Here is a 16,002-nt window from a genome sequence, read left to right as displayed (position 1 = left end):
CCCCCGGCCCCTCCCCCGGCCCCGCCCCCGGCCGTCGTACGAGTCCGGGGCACCCCATCGGGTGATTTCCCGTCAGTAGGTGACCCGGGCTGCACGTGCGGCCCCGGCGGCCGGGAAACGGTGGAGCGGTAACGCCCGCGCCAACAGCCGTCGTACAGGAGCCGCCGCCGTGTCCTCGACCGCCCCCGACACCGTCCCCAGCGGGCACATCCCGGGCACCCGACGACCCGGCCCGCCGTCCGCGACGGCCCCGCGCCCCGCCCTGCGCCGGGCGGCCCCCGCCCTGGCCGGGTATCTCGCCGTCCGGTTCACCGGCCTGGCGTTCCTGGCCGTCTGGGCGCACCGGCGGCACCACGGGATCTGGCCGATGCTGGCGACGCAGTGGGACTCGCGCTGGTACCTGGGCATCGCGGACCACGGGTACGCGCACGCGCTGGGCGTCGCCTACGACCACAACAACCTCGCCTTCTTCCCGCTCTACCCGCTGCTGGTCAAGGCGGTCGCGGCGGTGACCCCGGGGACCCGGGCCAGTACCGGCCTGGCGCTCGCGTGGCTGGCCTCGCTGGCCGCCGCCTGGGGGGTGTTCGCGGTGGGCGACCGGCTGGCCGGGCGCCGGACGGGGGTGCTGCTGACCGTGCTGTGGGCGGCGTACCCGGTGGGTCTCGTCCAGTGGATGGGCTACACCGAGTCGCTTTTCACGGCGTTCGCCGCGTGGACGCTGTACGCGGTGCTGGCCGGGCGCTGGTGGTGGGCGGCGGCGGGCGCGGTGCTCGCCGGGCTGACCCGGCCGACCGGGATCGCGGTGGCCGCGGCGGTGACGGTGACCGCCCTGTTGTCGCTGCGCACCCGTTTCTCGGCGCGGGCGCTGGCCGCGGCGCTGGCCGCCCCGCTCGGCTGGTGCGCGTACGTCGGCTGGGTGGGCGCCAGGCTCGGCCGCTGGGACGGGTACTTCGCCGTGCAGCGGATGTGGCACAACGAGGTGGACGGCGGTGCCCAGACCGTGCGCTGGCTGCGGCAGCTGTTCGGGCAGGTGTCGCGACCGGAGCTGTTCCTGGTCGTGGTGAGCGTGACGATGCTGGTGTCGGTGGTGCTGTTCGGGTGCGCGGTGGCCGACCGGCAGCCGGTGCCGCTGCTGGTGTTCGGCGGGGTGCTGCTGCTGATCGTGCTGACGAGCGGCGGGGTGTACTTCCCGCGCGCCCGTTTCCTGCTCCCCGGTTTCCCGCTGCTGCTGCCGCTCGCCGGGTATCTCGCCCGCGCCTCCCGGCGCCTGCGGGTGCTCACGCTGACGGCGGCGGTGCTGGGGTCGGCGTACTGCGGGGCCTACATGCTCCTGGTGTGGCCGAGCGCGCCGTGACGGGCCGGCCGGAGGGCACCTCCGGTCACCGCCCGTCAGCCGCGCCGGCCACGGGCGGCCGGGGTGCACCCGCGCCGGCAGGACGGCGCCCCGGCGGCCTTCCCTCCCGGCGGGCCCGGCGGGCAGTTTCTGGACTTGCTGGTCCATTTTTGTCGGCGCACAGTGGGCCGCGTCCGAAGGAAATCGCGTGACGCGGAGGGTTGATCATGTCCGGGCGACTTGTGGGAAAGACCGCGCTGGTGACCGGTGCCACCAGCAACATCGGGCGGGCGATCGCGGAGGCGTTCGCCGGCGAGGGGGCGCATGTCGTCGTCTCGGGGCGGAGTGCCGGGCGGGGCACGGAGGTGGTGGACGGGATCCGCGCCCTCGGCGGACGTGCCGACTTCGTACGGGCCGACCTGGACGGCAGCGCCGATGCCTCGCGGGCGCTGGCCGAGGAGGCGGCGCGGGTTCTGGGGGGTCGTATCGACGTGCTGGTCAACAACGCCGGCATCTACCCCGGCGACGTGACCGCCGCCACCGACGAGAAGACCTTCGACCAGGTGTACGCGGTCAACGTCAAGGCCCCGTTCTTCCTGACGGCGGCCGTCGCGCCCGCGATGGCGGAGGCCGGGGGCGGGGCGGTCGTCAACCTGGGGTCCTGGATCGTGCGGCTGGGCGTGCCCGTCGGCGCGCTGTACAGCTCCACGAAGGGGGCCATGGAGACGCTGACCCGGGCCTGGGCGGCGGAGTTCGGTCCGCAGGGGGTGCGGGTGAACGCGATCTCGCCGGGTGTGGTGCTGGCGGCGGACGCCGAGGACGCCGGTGTCGCCGAGGTCATGATGAAGGGGACGCCGGCGGGCCGGATGGGCACGCCGGCGGAGATCGCGAGCGCGGCGGTGTACCTGGCGGCCGACGAGTCGTCGTTCGTGCACGGGATCGTGCTCGACGTGGACGGCGGCCGTACGACCGCGGCGGTCATCGCGGCGTAGCCGCCGGGGCGGGGTCCAGATCGCGCCGCAGGTCCGCGATGCCCTGGTCGAGGGCGGCCCGCAGGTGGTCGGAGCGTCCCGTCGACAGCAGGATGGACACGCCACCCTGGATCGCGGCGAGCAGGGCGGCGGCCCGCGCGTCGACGTCCGCACCGGCCTCGGCGCCGCTGTTCGCCCGTGTCGCGCGGATGCCCGCCGCCAGGCTCTCCTGCCACTGCCGCATCAGCTCGACGACGATCGCCCGCGCGCCCGGCGTCGAGCGCCCGACCTGGAGGAACAGCGACCCGAGCGGGCAGGTGTCACCCTGCGCCTCGTAGCGGGCGACCACCACGTCCCGCCACCGCCGCCAGTCCTCCCAGGAGTCGAGGCGGCCGAGATACGGCTGCTGGTCCTCCAGCACCTGCTCCGCCTCGAACCGCGCGACGGCGAGCAGCAGTTCGTCCTTGCCGTCCGGGAAGTAGTGGAAGAGCTGGCTCTTGCTGGTGCTGGTCCGCGCCATGACGTCGTCGAGGGTCACGGAGCCGACACCCTGCACCCGCAGCAATTCGGCGGCTCCCTCGACGATCCGGCGCCGGGTGGCCTTCCCCTTGGCCGTCAGTTCCTTGCGCTGCATCGCCCGCCCTCCGCACAGTGGACCGTGCGGTCCACTGTAGGACTCAGCCGGCGAAGAGGGTGCTGGCCAGGGCCACGCTGACGACGGTGCCGCCGACGATGCTCAGCAGGGCGTTGCGGCGCCACAGGTGCAGGCCGACGGTGGCCGCGAGCGCGGCCAGGGGCGCGATGCCGCGGGCCTGGGTCAGCGGCAGGTCGCGCAGGCAGTAGACGAACAGGATCACCATGACCCCGGCGGGCATCCGGGCGCCGAGGTACCGCACGGTCCGGCTGGCCCGCAGCGAGGCCAGGACGGTGAAGGGCAGCGCACGCAGCGCCCAGGTGACGGCGGCCGAGACGGCGACCGCGGACAGCAGGTACCGGGTGTCAGGCACGGGATTCCTCCTCGCGGCTCCGGTCCGGTCCCGTACGGCGCCGGTCCGGTTCCACGCGGCTCCGGACCAGCAGCGCCACCGTGAACAGGGTGAACGCCGCGAGCAGCAGCTGACCGGGCAGGACCACCCGCGCGACCAGGGCGCTGAGCAGCGCGAGCACCGGGGTGGGCAGGTCGCCGCGCCGGTCCCGGACGGCGTCCAGGGCCAGGACGGCGAAGAGGGCCGTCATGGCGAAGTCCAGGCCGGTGACCCGGTCGGGCACCACCGAGCCGAGCAGCGCTCCCGCGGTGGCGCCGCCGACCCAGTACAGCTGCATGAACAGCTGGAGCCACAGGATGCGCGCGCCGGACCAGGACCGGGCCCGGTCACCGGTGGTCAGGGCGTAGGCCTCGTCGGTCAGGGCGAAGGTGCCGTAGGCCTTGCCGAGCCGCCCCGGCACCCGGTCGAGGGGGAAGGACAGCGCGTAGAACACGTGTCGTACGTTGACCAGGAAGGCGGTCAGCGCGACCGTCGCCAGCGGGGTGACCGCGACGGTCAGGCCCACGAGCAGGAACTCGAACGAGCCCGCGTAGACGACCGCGGTGAACAGGCTCGCACACCACCAGGGCAGGCCGGCGTGGGTGATGACCACGCCGAAGGCGAGGCCGAGCGGCAGCAGGCCGAGCCCCACGGAGGCGGAGTCCCGCAGGGCCGCGAGCGCCTGGGGGACGGGGCGAGAGGTCTCGGCCACGGCGGCGACCGGCAGTGTGTGCATGCTGAAATTTTAGAAGAATGTTCGCCACATATGGTTACCGGTTATTCGCCTAGGCTGACTTCATGAGCAACGAAGTACAGCTGGACGCGATCGATCGGGAAATTTTGTTTCACCTGCGCCAGGACGGCCGGCTGACCAACGTCGAACTGGCCAAGCGGGTCGGCCTGACCCCGCCGCCGTGCCTGCGCAGGCTGAAGCGGCTGGAGGAGACAGGTGTCATCAGCGGCTACCGCGCCGTCGTCAACCCGGAGGCGGTCGGCCGGGGACTCGAGGTCATGATCGACATCGAGGTCTCCGCGAACGACCTCAGGACCATCGAGACGCTGGAGGAGACGCTCTCCTCGTACGAGGAGGTCGTCGAGTTCCGCCGGATGTACGGGCGCCCCGACTACTTCCTCCGCGTCGCCGTCGCCGACGACGCCGCGTACAGCGCGTTCCTCACCGGCAGACTCACCGGCCTCCCCGGCATCCTGCGCGTCGAGTCCCACCTGACGATGAAGAAGATCAAGACCGACGACTGACCCACCACCGCGCGCGAGCCGCCTCCGCCCCTCAGCCCCGCACGGCCCCACAATCCCGCAGCCCCACAGCACCCCGTACGGCCCCACAATCCCGCACCACCCCGCACGGCCCCACAATCCCGCACGGCCCCGCAGCCCCGCACGGCCCCGCAGCCCCGCACGGCCGGCCCCGCGTGGCCTCGCAGCCCCGCACGGCCCCACCCGGCAGCCGCTACCCCACCGCCAGCAGGATCGCCAGCAGCACCGCTCCCGCCACGGCCGGCGCGGCCACCTCGTAGGCCCAGCGCACCGTCACCTCGCCCCGCGCCGACTCCGCCGCCGACCGGCTCTCCAGCAGCTGCCGCAGTTCGTCCATGATCTGGTCGGCCTCCGCGCGCACCGGCCCGCCCGCGCCGTCGGTGTCCCGCACCGTCCGGAACCCGGCGCCCACCCCGACGGACCGCGGTCCCGCGGCGGCCGTCCGGCCGCGCTGCGCGTCCGCCTCGGACTTCGCCGTCCGGCGCGCCGCCCTCTTGCGGCCGCGCAGCGAGACGGGGATCGCCCACAGCTGGTACTTCGCCCCGGAACTGGCGACCACCTCGTTCGAGAAACCCGAGCGCAGGGCGGCGATCTCCGCCCACGGCAGGGTGATCACCCGGAACGGGTTGCGGATCCGCAGCCGGTCCTCGCCCGCGAACACCGCGGGGCGCAGGGTGAAGGCGGCCACCAGCGGCACGAGGAGGATCATCATGGCCAGGGCGAGCCAGGGGGTACGGCCGTGCCCGCGGATCAGCGCGTCGATGCCGAGCCAGCCGATGATGGCGAGCAGCAGTACGCCACCTACCAGGGCCATGGGCGAGCGGTAGGTGCGGTCCTTGACGAGGGGCGTGGTCATGCCGCCGATTCTGCCTCAGCCGCGCACGGCAGCGCGGTGGGGGCGTCGCCTCGGTGCACGCGTGTGGGCCGCGCGCGGGCGGTCGCGCGGTTCCTCCCCCAGCTTTCGGCCGCCCCGGTGGCGCCCCAGCCTTCGGCCGCCCCGGTGGCGCCCCAGCCTTCGGCCGCCCCATGGCGCCCCAGCCCTCGGCCGTCGCGCGGTTCCTCCCCCAGCCCTCGACCGGCCCCGTGGCGCCCCCGGCCTTCGGCCAGCCGGGGCACCCCCAGCTCCCCTCCGGGACCCCGGTCCGCCCGGTGGTGAGAAGAACCGTTCCCTCGGGGTGTACAGCCGCTACGCGCGTAGATATGCTCGGCTGGTGACCATGCCCACCACCGCACCCCACGCACTTGCTGACGTCACCGCGTCCGACAGCACGCTGCGCCGCTTCCTCCACGGGCTGCCCGGCGTCGACGCGGTCGGCCTGGAGGCGCGCGCCGCCTCGCTCGGCACCCGTTCGATCAAGACCACCGCGAAGGCGTACGCCATCGACCTCGCCATCTCGATGGTCGACCTGACGACGCTGGAAGGCGCGGACACCCCGGGCAAGGTCCGGGCGCTCGGTGCCAAGGCGGTCCGCCCGGACCCCACGGACCGTACGACCCCCGCCACGGCCGCCGTCTGCGTCTACCCCGACATGGTGGCCACCGCCAAGGAGGCGGTCGCCGGCTCGTCCGTCAAGGTCGCCTCGGTCGCCACCGCCTTCCCCGCGGGCCGCGCGGCCCTGCCGGTGAAGCTCGCCGACGTGCGGGACGCCGTGGCCGCGGGCGCCGACGAGATCGACATGGTCATCGACCGCGGCGCGTTCCTCGCCGGGAACTACCGCAAGGTGTACGACGAGATCACCGCCGTGAAGGAGGCCTGCGGGGCCGCCGCCCGGCTCAAGGTCATCTTCGAGACCGGCGAGCTGTCGACGTACGACAACATCCGCCGGGCCTCCTGGCTCGGCATGCTCGCGGGCGCCGACTTCATCAAGACCTCCACCGGCAAGGTGGCGGTGAACGCGACCCCGGCGAACACCCTGCTCATGCTGGAGGCCGTGCGCGACTTCCGGGCGCAGACCGGCGTCCAGGTCGGCGTCAAGCCGGCCGGCGGCATCCGGACCAGCAAGGACGCGATCAAGTTCCTCGTCCTGGTCAACGAGACCGCGGGCGCGGACTGGCTGGACAACCACTGGTTCCGCTTCGGTGCCTCCTCGCTCCTGAACGACCTGCTGATGCAGCGTCAGAAGCTGGCCACCGGCCGCTACTCCGGCCCCGACTACGTGACGGTGGACTGATCACCATGGCCAAGGAAAAGATGACCACCGCATTCGAGTACGCACCGGCGCCCGAGTCCCGCTCCGTCGTCGACATCGCCCCGTCCTACGGCCTGTTCATCGACGGCGAGTTCACCGAGGCGGCCGACGGCAAGGTCTTCAAGACCGTCAGCCCGTCGACCGAGGAGGTCCTCGCCGAGGTCGCCCAGGCCGGCGAGGCGGACGTCGACCGCGCCGTGCGGGCCGCCCGCAAGGCGTTCGAGAAGTGGTCCGCGCTGCCGGGCTCCGAGCGCGCCAAGTACCTCTTCCGCATCGCCCGGATCATCCAGGAGCGCTCGCGCGAGCTCGCCGTCCTGGAGACCCTCGACAACGGCAAGCCGATCAAGGAGACCCGCGACGCGGACCTCCCCCTGGTCGCCGCGCACTTCTTCTACTACGCGGGCTGGGCCGACAAGCTCGACCACGCCGGGTACGGCGCGAACCCGCGGCCGCTCGGCGTCGCCGGCCAGGTCATCCCCTGGAACTTCCCGCTCCTGATGCTGGCGTGGAAGATCGCCCCGGCGCTGGCGACGGGCAACACGGTCGTCCTCAAGCCGGCCGAGACCACCCCCCTGTCGGCCCTGTTCTTCGCGGACATCTGCCGCCAGGCGGGCCTGCCCAAGGGCGTCGTCAACATCCTCCCCGGGTACGGCGACACGGGCGCGGCGCTCGTCGCCCACCCCGACGTCAACAAGGTCGCCTTCACCGGCTCCACCGCCGTCGGCAAGGAGATCGCCCGGACCGTCGCGGGCACCCGCAAGAAGCTCACCCTGGAACTGGGCGGCAAGGGCGCCAACATCGTCTTCGACGACGCCCCCATCGACCAGGCCGTCGAGGGGATCGTCACCGGGATCTTCTTCAACCAGGGCCAGGTCTGCTGCGCGGGCAGCCGCCTGCTCGTCCAGGAGTCGGTCCACGACGAGCTGCTGGACTCCCTGAAGCGGCGCCTGTCCACGCTCCGCCTCGGCGACCCGCTGGACAAGAACACGGACATCGGCGCGATCAACTCCGCCGAGCAGCTGGCCCGGATCACCACGCTCGCCGACCAGGGCGAGGCGGAGGGCGCCGAGCGCTGGTCCCCGGCCTGCGAACTGCCGTCCGCCGGCTACTGGTTCGCCCCTACGCTCTTCACGAACGTCACCCAGGCGCACACCATCGCCCGCGACGAGATCTTCGGCCCGGTCCTGTCGGTGCTCACCTTCCGCACCCCGGACGAGGCGGTGGCGAAGGCCAACAACACCCAGTACGGCCTCTCCGCCGGCATCTGGACGGAGAAGGGCTCCCGGATCCTGGCCGTCGCGAACAAGCTGCGCGCGGGCGTCGTCTGGTCCAACACGTTCAACAAGTTCGACCCGACCTCACCGTTCGGCGGTTACAAGGAGTCGGGCTTCGGCCGCGAGGGCGGTCGTCACGGCCTGGAGGCGTACCTCGCCCCGTCGAGCCCGGAGGGCGAGCGATAAATGAACGCAGTTGACCGACTCAGTGTGCTGAAGACCTACAAGCTGTACGTCGGCGGGAAGTTCCCGCGTTCCGAGAGCGGCCGGGTGTACGAGGTGACGGACCCGAAGGGCAACTGGCTGGCCAACGCGCCGCAGTCGAGTCGTAAGGACGCCCGGGACGCGGTCGTGGCCGCGCGCAAGGCGTTCGGCGGCTGGGCCGGGGCCACCGCCTACAACCGGGGCCAGGTCCTCTACCGCGTCGCGGAGATGCTGGAGGGCCGCCGGGACCAGTTCGTGCGCGAGGTCGCGGACGCCGAGGGCCTCGGCAAGTCCAAGGCGGGCGCCGTCGTGGACGCGGCCGTCGACCGCTGGGTCTGGTACGCGGGCTGGACCGACAAGATCGCCCAGGTGGTCGGCGGGGGCAACCCGGTCGCGGGGCCCTTCTTCAACCTCTCCTCCCCCGAGCCGACCGGCGTGGTGGCCGTGCTGGCCCCGCAGGAGTCGTCCTTCCTGGGCCTGGTGTCCGTGCTCGCGCCGGTGATCGCGACCGGCAACACGGCGGTCGTCGTCGCGAGCGAGAAGTCCCCGCTGCCGGCCCTCTCGCTGGCCGAGGTGCTCGCCACCTCGGACGTGCCGGGCGGGGTCGTCAACGTCCTCTCCGGCCGTACGGCGGAGATCGCGCCGCCCCTCGCCGCCCACCAGGACGTCAACGCGATCGACCTCGCGGGCGCCGACGAGGGGCTGGCGAAGCAGCTGGAGATCGCGGCGGCCGACAACCTGAAGCGCGTACTGCGTCCACAGGCTGTGGACAACTGGACGGCGACGCCGGGGACCGACCGCCTGACGGCGTTCCTGGAGACGAAGACGGTCTGGCACCCGACGGGGTCGCTGGGAGCGTCCGGCTCCTCGTACTGACGCGCACGGAAGCGCCCCGTCAGCCCCCCAGGACCTGCCCCACCACCGGCAGTTCCCCGACTGACGGGGCCTGCGCCACAGGCCCCGTCAGCATCTTGGAGGTCAGCGGCTTGAAGTCGGCCAGCTGGGTGCCGACGCCGTTGTCCAGGGGATCTACGCCCGTGCCCGCGAGGGGGTTCGGCTTCAGGCCCGCCACCGGTCCCGTGACGTACGGCAGCAGACCGCCCACCGCGGTCAGCGCCGCCTGCGGGTCGGCGGGGCCGACGGAGGCGGGCCGGCTCCGTACCGTGTCCTGCGCGCCCTGAGGCGCCGCGGCGGCCGTCGCGGCGCCCGCGCCGAGCGCGACGGAGGCGGTCGCGAGAGCGACCAGCGCGCGCTGGGCGGTCGGGTTCGGGTGGGACGCGTGTCGGGCCATCGGTGGTGCCGCCTTCGGGTGCTCAGGGTGACAGGGTCGGCACACAGGGTAGTTGAGGTGTGAGTCACGCTCCAAAGCCGACCCGCGGGGTCGGCAGGACGCCCCCCATGCGTCAAACTGGTGTTCCGTGAGCATTCATCCTCCGCCCCCCGCCCGCGTCGTGCTGCTGTGCGGCCCCTCGGGTTCGGGCAAGTCCCTCGTCGCCGCCCGTTCCGGGCTCCCCGTGCTGCGTCTCGACGACTTCTACAAGGAGGGCGCCGACCCGACCCTGCCGCTGGTGGCGGGGAGTTCGGACATCGACTGGGACCACCCGGAGTCCTGGGACGCCGAGGTCGCGGTCGAGGCCATCGGCCGGCTGTGCGCGACGGGTTCGGCGGGCGTGCCGGTGTACGACATCGCGCTCAGCGCCCGCACCGGGGAGGAGACCCTGCACATCGGCCGCACCCCGCTGTTCATCGCGGAGGGCATCTTCGCCGCCGAGATCGTGCAGCGCTGCCGCGAACTGGGGCTGCTGGCCGACGCGCTGTGCCTCAGCCGGGGTCCGGTGAAGACCTTCCGGCGCCGTTTCCTGCGCGACCTCAGGGAGGGCCGTAAGTCGGTGCCGTTCCTGCTGCGCCGCGGCTGGCGGCTGATGCGCGCCGAACGCACGATCGTGGCCCGCCAGGTGGCACTGGGCGCGCACCCGTGCGACCGCGACGAGGCACTGACCCGGATGGCCGCGGCAGCGGTGGGCCGGCAGACCCGGGACCGGACCCAGGCACCGGCCGCGTGACGGCCGTGTCCTGGCGGTAGAAGAAAAGCGGGCCGCAGAAGAAAAGCGGGGGTAGAAGAAAAGCCGGAGTAGAAGAAAAGCGGGACTGGACGGACCCCCCGGCCCTCCAGTCCCGCTTCCCCCGTCGCTCCGCCGAACACCCCCGTGTCCCCCGTGGCGGAGCTCCCCCGTGCTTACCCCGCGAGTCCCCCCGGACCCGCTTTCCCCCGTGGTCCCCCCGGACCCTCCCCCGGGCCCCTGTCTCCCCCGGTTTCCCCGTCGGGATCCCCCCGGATCCCCTTACCTTCAGGCGACGAGCTCCCCGAAGGCGTTCTCCTCGTCACGGCCGAAGCTGAGGACCTCGTCCTCGCGCAGCCGGCGGAGCGACCGCCAGATGCTGGACTTCACCGTGCCGACACTGATGTCGAGGATCTCCGCGATCTCCGGGTCCGTGCGGCCCTCGTAGTAGCGCAGGACCAGCATGGTGCGCTGGAGTTCGGGGAGCCGGGCGAGCGCCTGCCACAGGACGGCGCGCAGCTCGGTGCCGCTCATCGCGTCCGTGTCGCCGGGCGTCTCCGGCAGTTCCTCGGTCGGGTACTCGTTGAGCTTGCGGCGCCGCCAGGCGCTGATGTGCAGGTTGGTCATGGTCCGCCGCAGGTAACCGCCGACGGCCGCCTTGTCGCTGATCCGCTCCCACGCCCGGTACGTCGAGAACAGCGCGCTCTGCAACAGGTCCTCGGCCTCGAAGCGGTCGCCGGTCAAGTGGTAGGCGGTCGCGTACAGAGAGGCGCGGCGCTCCTGGACGTAGGCGGTGAACTCCGCCTCGGTCAGCGAGCGGCGCTCCCCCGTGTCCTCCCCGTATGCGGAGCCCCCGGTGCCCCCGCGCGGCTCCCCCGTGCCGCCGTCGACCACCGTCATGTAACCGGTGTGCTGACGCCCGGTGCCGCGAGCGCACCCCCGCCCGCTCACGGCACCGGACTTCTCGGAACCCCGGTGCACGTCGTGCAGACGCGTGATCACTGCGCTGGTGCTGTGACCGATCAGCGTGTTCATCTCGCGCCCCCCGTCGTGGACTTCCGGTAGTTCGGTCTGCCAGGCTCCGCGCCGCCCGCTCGCTTGCCTGTGCCGAGAACTCTGCCGGGCCACCTTCACGGCCGTATCCGCCGACTGTCACAGACCTGTCACAGGGGTCCGGCACAGAAGGGCCACAGCGGTCGCACAGGGGACGGGGCTACGGAGGTTTCCCGGCAGCTCCGAGCAGTACAGGTCGTACGACGGGGCCCTCATGGGCCAGAATGAGCCCGTGCCTTCCCTGTTGCTGATCGAGGACGACGACGCCATCCGAACGGCCCTGGAGCTCTCACTGACGCGCCAGGGGCACCGGGTGGCCACCGCTGCGACCGGTGAGGACGGTCTGAAGCTGTTGCGCGAGCAGCGGCCCGATCTGATCGTCCTCGACGTCATGCTGCCCGGGATCGACGGGTTCGAGGTGTGCCGGCGCATCCGGCGCACGGACCAGTTGCCGATCATCCTGCTGACCGCGCGCAGCGACGACATCGACGTGGTGGTCGGGCTGGAGTCCGGCGCCGACGACTACGTCGTCAAGCCCGTCCAGGGGCGGGTGCTGGACGCGCGGATCCGGGCCGTGCTGCGGCGTGGCGAGCGGGAGTCCACCGACTCGGCGACCTTCGGCAACGTCGTCATCGACCGTTCCGCGATGACCGTGACGAAGAACGGCGAGGACCTCCAGCTCACGCCGACCGAGCTGCGGCTGCTGCTGGAGCTGAGCCGGCGGCCGGGGCAGGCGCTGTCCCGGCAGCAGCTGCTGCGGCTGGTCTGGGAGCACGACTACCTCGGTGACTCCCGGCTGGTGGACGCCTGCGTGCAGCGGCTGCGCGCCAAGGTGGAGGACGTGCCCTCGTCCCCGACCCTGATCCGTACCGTGCGCGGTGTCGGCTACCGCCTGGACGCCCCTCAGTGACGGACCGGCACGAGGGTTTCCGGGGCTGGGCCTCGGATCGCAGGGGAGCCGTGTCCCGGCTGCGCTTCACCAGTCTGCGGCTGCGGCTCGTCGTGGTCTTCGGGCTCGTCGCGCTGACCGCCGCCGTGTCCGCGTCCGGCATCGCGTACTGGCTCAACCGAGAGGCCGTGCTCACCCGTACCCAGGACGCGGTGCTGCGCGACTTCCAGCAGGAGATGCAGAACCGGGCCGGGGCGCTGCCGGTCCACCCCACCCAGGACGAACTCCAGCGCACGGCCGGGCAGATGGCCAACAGCAGTCAGCGCTTCAGCGTGCTGCTGGTCGGCGAGGACGCGAACGGCAAGGTGGCGTACGGCAATTCGGGCGGGCTCAGCGGGTTCGCGCTGGACGACGTGCCCGACTCGCTGCGCAAGGCCGTCGACAAGCAGCAGAAGGTCACCGAGAACAACCGGTCGGCGTACCACCTCTACTGGCAGCGGGTCGTGGACCACGGGACGCCGTATCTCGTCGCCGGGACGCGGCTGATCGGCGGCGGCCCGACCGGCTACATGATGAAGTCCCTGGAGCCGGAGGCGAAGGACCTCAACTCGCTGGCCTGGTCGCTGGGCATCGCGACGGCCCTGGCCCTGATCGGTTCCGCGCTGCTCGCCCAGGCCGCCGCCACGACCGTGCTGAAGCCGGTGCACCGGCTGGGCGTCGCCGCGCGGCGGCTCGGCGAGGGCAAGCTGGACACCCGGCTGCGGGTCTCCGGCACCGACGAACTCGCCGACCTGTCACGGACGTTCAACGACGCGGCGGAGGCGCTGGAGAAGCGGGTCGACGACATGGCGGCGCGCGACGACGCGTCCCGCAGGTTCGTCGCCGACATGAGCCACGAGCTGCGGACCCCGCTCACCGCGATCACCGCCGTGACGGAGATCCTGGAGGAGGAGCTGGAGGCGGAGTCCGGGTCGATCGACCCGATGATCGAGCCCGCCGTCCGGCTGGTGGTCAGCGAGACGCGCCGGCTCAACGACCTCGTCGAGAACCTGATGGAGGTCACCCGCTTCGACGCCGGCACGGCCCGTCTCGTCCTCGACGACGTCGACATCGCCGACCAGATCACCGCCTGCATCGACGCCCGCGCCTGGCTGGACGCGGTGGACCTGGACGCCGAGCGCGGCATCCACGCCCGCCTCGACCCGCGCCGCCTCGACGTCATCCTCGCCAACCTGATCGGCAACGCCCTCAAGCACGGCGGCTCACCGGTGCGGGTGTCGGTGCGCATGGAGCAGCAGGAGGGCGGGGATCTGGTGATCGCCGTACGCGACCACGGGCCCGGTATCCCCGAGGACGTGCTGCCGCACGTCTTCGACCGGTTCTACAAGGCCAGCGCCTCCCGGCCGCGCTCCGAGGGCAGCGGTCTCGGCCTGTCCATCGCGACGGAGAACGCCCGTATCCACGGAGGCTCGATCACCGCCGCCAACTCCCCCGAGGGCGGCGCGGTCTTCACGCTCCGGCTGCCCCGGGACGCCTCGGCGCTGACCGAGGAGACCAAGGACGCCGGTGACGCGGGGAACGCCGGGGTCGCCGGAGAGAAGGGCGTCTGATGCAGGTACGGAGACTCGTGGGCGTCGCCGCGCTCGCGCTGACGCTCGCCGGGTGCGGGATCCGGGCGACCGAGGTGCCGACCGACTTCGGCGGGGCGCCGTCGCGGGTGCCGTGCTCCATGTCCCAGCCCGACCTGCCGGCGCAGACCTCGCAGGGGGTGCCGGTGCAGGTGTTCCTGCTGTGCGGGGCCTCGCTGGTGACCGTCGACCGGGCGGTGCGTGTGCCCGACGGCACGGCGGACGCCAAGCGGCGGGTGATCGTCGCGCAGGGCCTGCTGGACCAGCTCGCCGAGACGCCGTCGGCCGCCGAGAAGGACGCGGGCTACACGACGTACGTGCGCGGCGGGATGAGCGTCGGCGGACCGCGGCGCGGGGACCCGGACGACACGCTGCGGCTGAGCACCTCGCCGCCGCAGCTGACGTCGTACGCGCTGGCCCAGATCGTGTGCACGTTGTCCGACTCGGCGGCCGCGGAGGGCGACGGGTCGGTGATCCTGGGCGGGCCGGGGACGGAGCCGTTGCTGCGGTACGCGTGCACGGACGCGGTGCGGAACTCTCCGAGCGGGAACCGGCCGCCGTCCACCGAGGTCGCTTCCGGGTGAGGGGGGCCGGGGCGCCTCACGGGGTGCCGCCTGGGGTTGTGCGGCGAGTGCGGGTGGCGGGTGGCTGTTCGCGCAGTTCCCCGCGCCTCTGAAGGAGCGCTTCGGTTGCCCTTTTTCCGGAACCGTTCGGGTGCGCGGGGGCGTCTTGGGGGGCGTGCAGCGTCAAGGGTTCATCGGCGGCAGCGCCGCGATCCGGGTCCGTGTGGCAGGGGGTGTCCTCCTTGCCGCACACCTCGCGTTCGTCGCCTGGCTGATGCTGCGCCCGCTGGACGTGCCCTGGGTGATGCCCGCCAACCTGCACCCGTTCGCCGGCATCCGGGCCGACCTGGCGCTGGGCCCGCGGGAGGCGGCGCACCGGATCGGTGAGGGGCTCGCGCTGCTGGCGCCGCTGGGTGTGCTGCTGCCGGCGGTGCACGGCCGGCTGCGGGTCTCCCCGCTCGGTTCGCTGGTCGCCACGGCGGCCGCGGCCGCCCTGATCTCGCTGGGCATCGCCCTGTTGCAGACGGGGGTGCCCGGGCGGGTGGTGGACGTCGACTCGATTCTGCTGAACACCGTGGGTGTGGTCGTCGCGCACCTGGCGGTGGTTCCGGCGTCCCGCGCCCTGCTCCGCCGCAGGGACCGGCGGGAGCGGCCGTCCGCCGTCCTCCAGGAGGACGCGGCTCAGGGTCGTACCCCGACGATTCCCAGGGTCGGGATCGCTCCGTAGAGCGACGCTTCGACCCGGTTCGGCTCCGTAGCGTAGTGGGCAGACGAGAGGCCGTACGGGCCGACTCGCACCGGACGCTCACGAAGGAGCCGCAGATGTCCAGCCTCGCCCGCCCCACCCACGGCCGCATGATCGGCGGAGTGTGCGCCGCGCTGGCCCGGCGCTTCGGCACCTCCGCCACGACGATGCGGGTGATCTTCCTGCTGTCCTGCCTGCTGCCGGGTCCGCAGTTCCTGCTCTACATCGCCCTGTGGATCCTCCTCCCCTCCGAGGAGAAGGCCGCCGCCTGGTGACACCGCCTGGTGACACCGGGGAGCTGACGCCGTCGGGGCGCGCCGGAGGAGTCCGGGGCGCCCCGACGGCGTTGCCGTCCGGCTGGGGAGAGGATCAGCCGAGCGGAATCCCGTTGACCGGCAGGCCGTGCGTGGGCAGGCCCTGCACCGGCAGTCCGCCGAGGAGTCCGGCGGCGGGCTTGGTCGGGCCGCCGGCGAGCACCTGCCGGACGGCCGGCTGGACGGCGGTCAGGCCGGTACCGAGGGCGTTCTGTCCCTGCGCCATGGCCTGCCCGGCACCCGGCAGCGCCTTGGAGACGTTCTCGGCCGGCAGCGTCTTGGTGACGGTGTCCAGGGCCTGGGAGGAGTCCGGGACGGCCGGGGCCGCGTTGGCCGCGCCCGCGCCGACAGCGGCGAAGGCGGCACCGAGGGCGGCGACACCGAGGGTCTTGGCAGCAGACTGCTTCATCGTAAATGCGTCCTTGGAATGCGGTGACGGGGATCGACTACAAGCCGAGCGGTCCACGACCGTAAACACG

The 16,002-nt window shown here is 72.7% G+C and carries 19 protein-coding genes; 12 read left to right on the top strand and 7 right to left on the bottom strand.

Translation table 11 applies throughout. The features are described 5' to 3' along the window. The first annotated feature begins 169 nt into the window (after positions 1–169). Both AAW13_RS23110 and AAW13_RS23105 read left to right on the top strand, forming a co-directional pair. Complete coding sequence (locus AAW13_RS23110) at positions 170–1,354, top strand: hypothetical protein (protein ID WP_052768563.1); 1,185 nt, start codon at positions 170–172, stop codon at positions 1,352–1,354. 206 nt (positions 1,355–1,560) lie between these two features. Beyond that, positions 1,561–2,325 carry an SDR family NAD(P)-dependent oxidoreductase gene (locus AAW13_RS23105; protein ID WP_046729827.1) on the top strand — a complete coding sequence of 255 codons (765 nt, stop codon included), beginning with the start codon at positions 1,561–1,563 and terminating at the stop codon, positions 2,323–2,325. Here AAW13_RS23105 and AAW13_RS23100 read toward each other — a convergent pair. From AAW13_RS23100 to AAW13_RS23090, 3 genes are read right to left on the bottom strand one after another with little or no spacing between them, the layout of a single operon-like run. Beyond that, complete coding sequence (locus AAW13_RS23100) at positions 2,312–2,938, bottom strand: TetR/AcrR family transcriptional regulator (RefSeq protein ID WP_046729826.1); 627 nt, start codon at positions 2,936–2,938, stop codon at positions 2,312–2,314. The two genes, AAW13_RS23105 and AAW13_RS23100, sit on opposite strands and share 14 nt — an antisense overlap. Before the next feature lie 43 nt (positions 2,939–2,981). Beyond that, positions 2,982–3,311 (bottom strand): branched-chain amino acid transporter permease, encoded by a 330-nt coding sequence (locus AAW13_RS23095; protein WP_046729825.1) that lies wholly within the window; start codon positions 3,309–3,311, stop codon positions 2,982–2,984. Then, complete coding sequence (locus AAW13_RS23090; RefSeq protein WP_046729824.1) at positions 3,304–4,065, bottom strand: AzlC family ABC transporter permease; 762 nt, start codon at positions 4,063–4,065, stop codon at positions 3,304–3,306. Before AAW13_RS23090 ends, AAW13_RS23095 begins: the two co-directional genes overlap by 8 nt. Before the next feature lie 62 nt (positions 4,066–4,127). On the opposite strand from AAW13_RS23090, the gene AAW13_RS23085 reads away from it, so the two are divergent. Further along, entirely contained in the window at positions 4,128–4,586 is a 459-nt protein-coding gene (locus AAW13_RS23085; protein WP_046729823.1) for an Lrp/AsnC family transcriptional regulator, read from the top strand. Between the two features lie 211 nt (positions 4,587–4,797). Here the strand turns inward: AAW13_RS23085 and AAW13_RS23080 are convergent, their stop codons facing one another. Further along, positions 4,798–5,460 (bottom strand): PH domain-containing protein, encoded by a 663-nt coding sequence (locus AAW13_RS23080; RefSeq protein WP_046729822.1) that lies wholly within the window; start codon positions 5,458–5,460, stop codon positions 4,798–4,800. 361 nt (positions 5,461–5,821) lie between these two features. Here AAW13_RS23080 and deoC point away from each other — a divergent pair, with 361 nt between their 5' ends. Genes deoC through AAW13_RS23065 form a run of 3 tightly spaced genes read left to right on the top strand, consistent with a single transcriptional unit; the run spans position 5,822 to position 9,147 of the window. After that, a complete protein-coding gene (gene deoC, locus AAW13_RS23075; RefSeq protein ID WP_046729821.1) occupies positions 5,822–6,775 on the top strand; it encodes a deoxyribose-phosphate aldolase in 954 nt (317 codons plus the stop codon). Between the two features lie 20 nt (positions 6,776–6,795). Next, the gene (locus tag AAW13_RS23070; protein ID WP_046729820.1) at positions 6,796–8,253 is read left to right on the top strand and encodes an aldehyde dehydrogenase family protein; all 1,458 of its coding nucleotides are present in this window, start codon (positions 6,796–6,798) and stop codon (positions 8,251–8,253) included. Then, positions 8,254–9,147 carry an aldehyde dehydrogenase family protein gene (locus AAW13_RS23065; RefSeq protein ID WP_046729819.1) on the top strand — a complete coding sequence of 298 codons (894 nt, stop codon included), beginning with the start codon at positions 8,254–8,256 and terminating at the stop codon, positions 9,145–9,147. Positions 9,148–9,166: 19 nt separating this feature from the next. On the opposite strand, the gene AAW13_RS23060 is transcribed toward AAW13_RS23065, so the two are convergent. After that, positions 9,167–9,562, bottom strand: coding sequence for a hypothetical protein (locus tag AAW13_RS23060; protein ID WP_046729818.1), 396 nt, complete (start codon positions 9,560–9,562; stop codon positions 9,167–9,169). A 127-nt stretch (positions 9,563–9,689) separates the two neighbouring features. Here AAW13_RS23060 and AAW13_RS23055 point away from each other — a divergent pair, with 127 nt between their 5' ends. Continuing rightward, positions 9,690–10,334, top strand: coding sequence for a uridine kinase family protein (locus tag AAW13_RS23055; protein WP_240528700.1), 645 nt, complete (start codon positions 9,690–9,692; stop codon positions 10,332–10,334). 285 nt (positions 10,335–10,619) lie between these two features. Here AAW13_RS23055 and AAW13_RS23050 read toward each other — a convergent pair whose 3' ends face one another. After that, a complete protein-coding gene (locus AAW13_RS23050) occupies positions 10,620–11,366 on the bottom strand; it encodes a SigE family RNA polymerase sigma factor (protein ID WP_046729816.1) in 747 nt (248 codons plus the stop codon). A gap of 250 nt (positions 11,367–11,616) precedes the next feature. On the opposite strand from AAW13_RS23050, the gene afsQ1 reads away from it, so the two are divergent. From afsQ1 to AAW13_RS23025, 5 genes are all read left to right on the top strand, one after another. Next, positions 11,617–12,294, top strand: a complete 678-nt coding sequence (afsQ1, locus tag AAW13_RS23045; RefSeq protein ID WP_177232965.1) for a two-component system response regulator AfsQ1 — start codon at positions 11,617–11,619, stop codon at positions 12,292–12,294. Beyond that, positions 12,291–13,883: a sensor histidine kinase gene (locus AAW13_RS23040; RefSeq protein ID WP_046729814.1), complete on the top strand. Its 1,593-nt coding sequence runs from the start codon at positions 12,291–12,293 to the stop codon at positions 13,881–13,883. Before afsQ1 ends, AAW13_RS23040 begins: the two co-directional genes overlap by 4 nt. Continuing rightward, positions 13,883–14,485, top strand: coding sequence for a hypothetical protein (locus AAW13_RS23035; protein WP_046729813.1), 603 nt, complete (start codon positions 13,883–13,885; stop codon positions 14,483–14,485). Before AAW13_RS23040 ends, AAW13_RS23035 begins: the two co-directional genes overlap by 1 nt. Before the next feature lie 154 nt (positions 14,486–14,639). Next, positions 14,640–15,191, top strand: coding sequence for a VanZ family protein (locus AAW13_RS23030; RefSeq protein WP_046729812.1), 552 nt, complete (start codon positions 14,640–14,642; stop codon positions 15,189–15,191). Positions 15,192–15,286: 95 nt separating this feature from the next. Next, positions 15,287–15,484, top strand: a complete 198-nt coding sequence (locus AAW13_RS23025; protein WP_046729811.1) for a PspC domain-containing protein — start codon at positions 15,287–15,289, stop codon at positions 15,482–15,484. A gap of 94 nt (positions 15,485–15,578) precedes the next feature. Here the strand turns inward: AAW13_RS23025 and AAW13_RS23020 are convergent, their stop codons facing one another. Then, positions 15,579–15,932, bottom strand: coding sequence for a hypothetical protein (locus AAW13_RS23020; RefSeq protein ID WP_046729810.1), 354 nt, complete (start codon positions 15,930–15,932; stop codon positions 15,579–15,581). Positions 15,933–16,002 lie beyond the last annotated feature (70 nt).

It is taken from the genome of Streptomyces humi, assembly GCF_001005085.2.
GTDB lineage: Bacteria > Actinomycetota > Actinomycetes > Streptomycetales > Streptomycetaceae > Streptomyces > Streptomyces humi.
The sequence above is the reverse complement of the archived record's forward strand: the minus strand, read 5'-3'. Positions and strand labels throughout refer to the sequence as shown.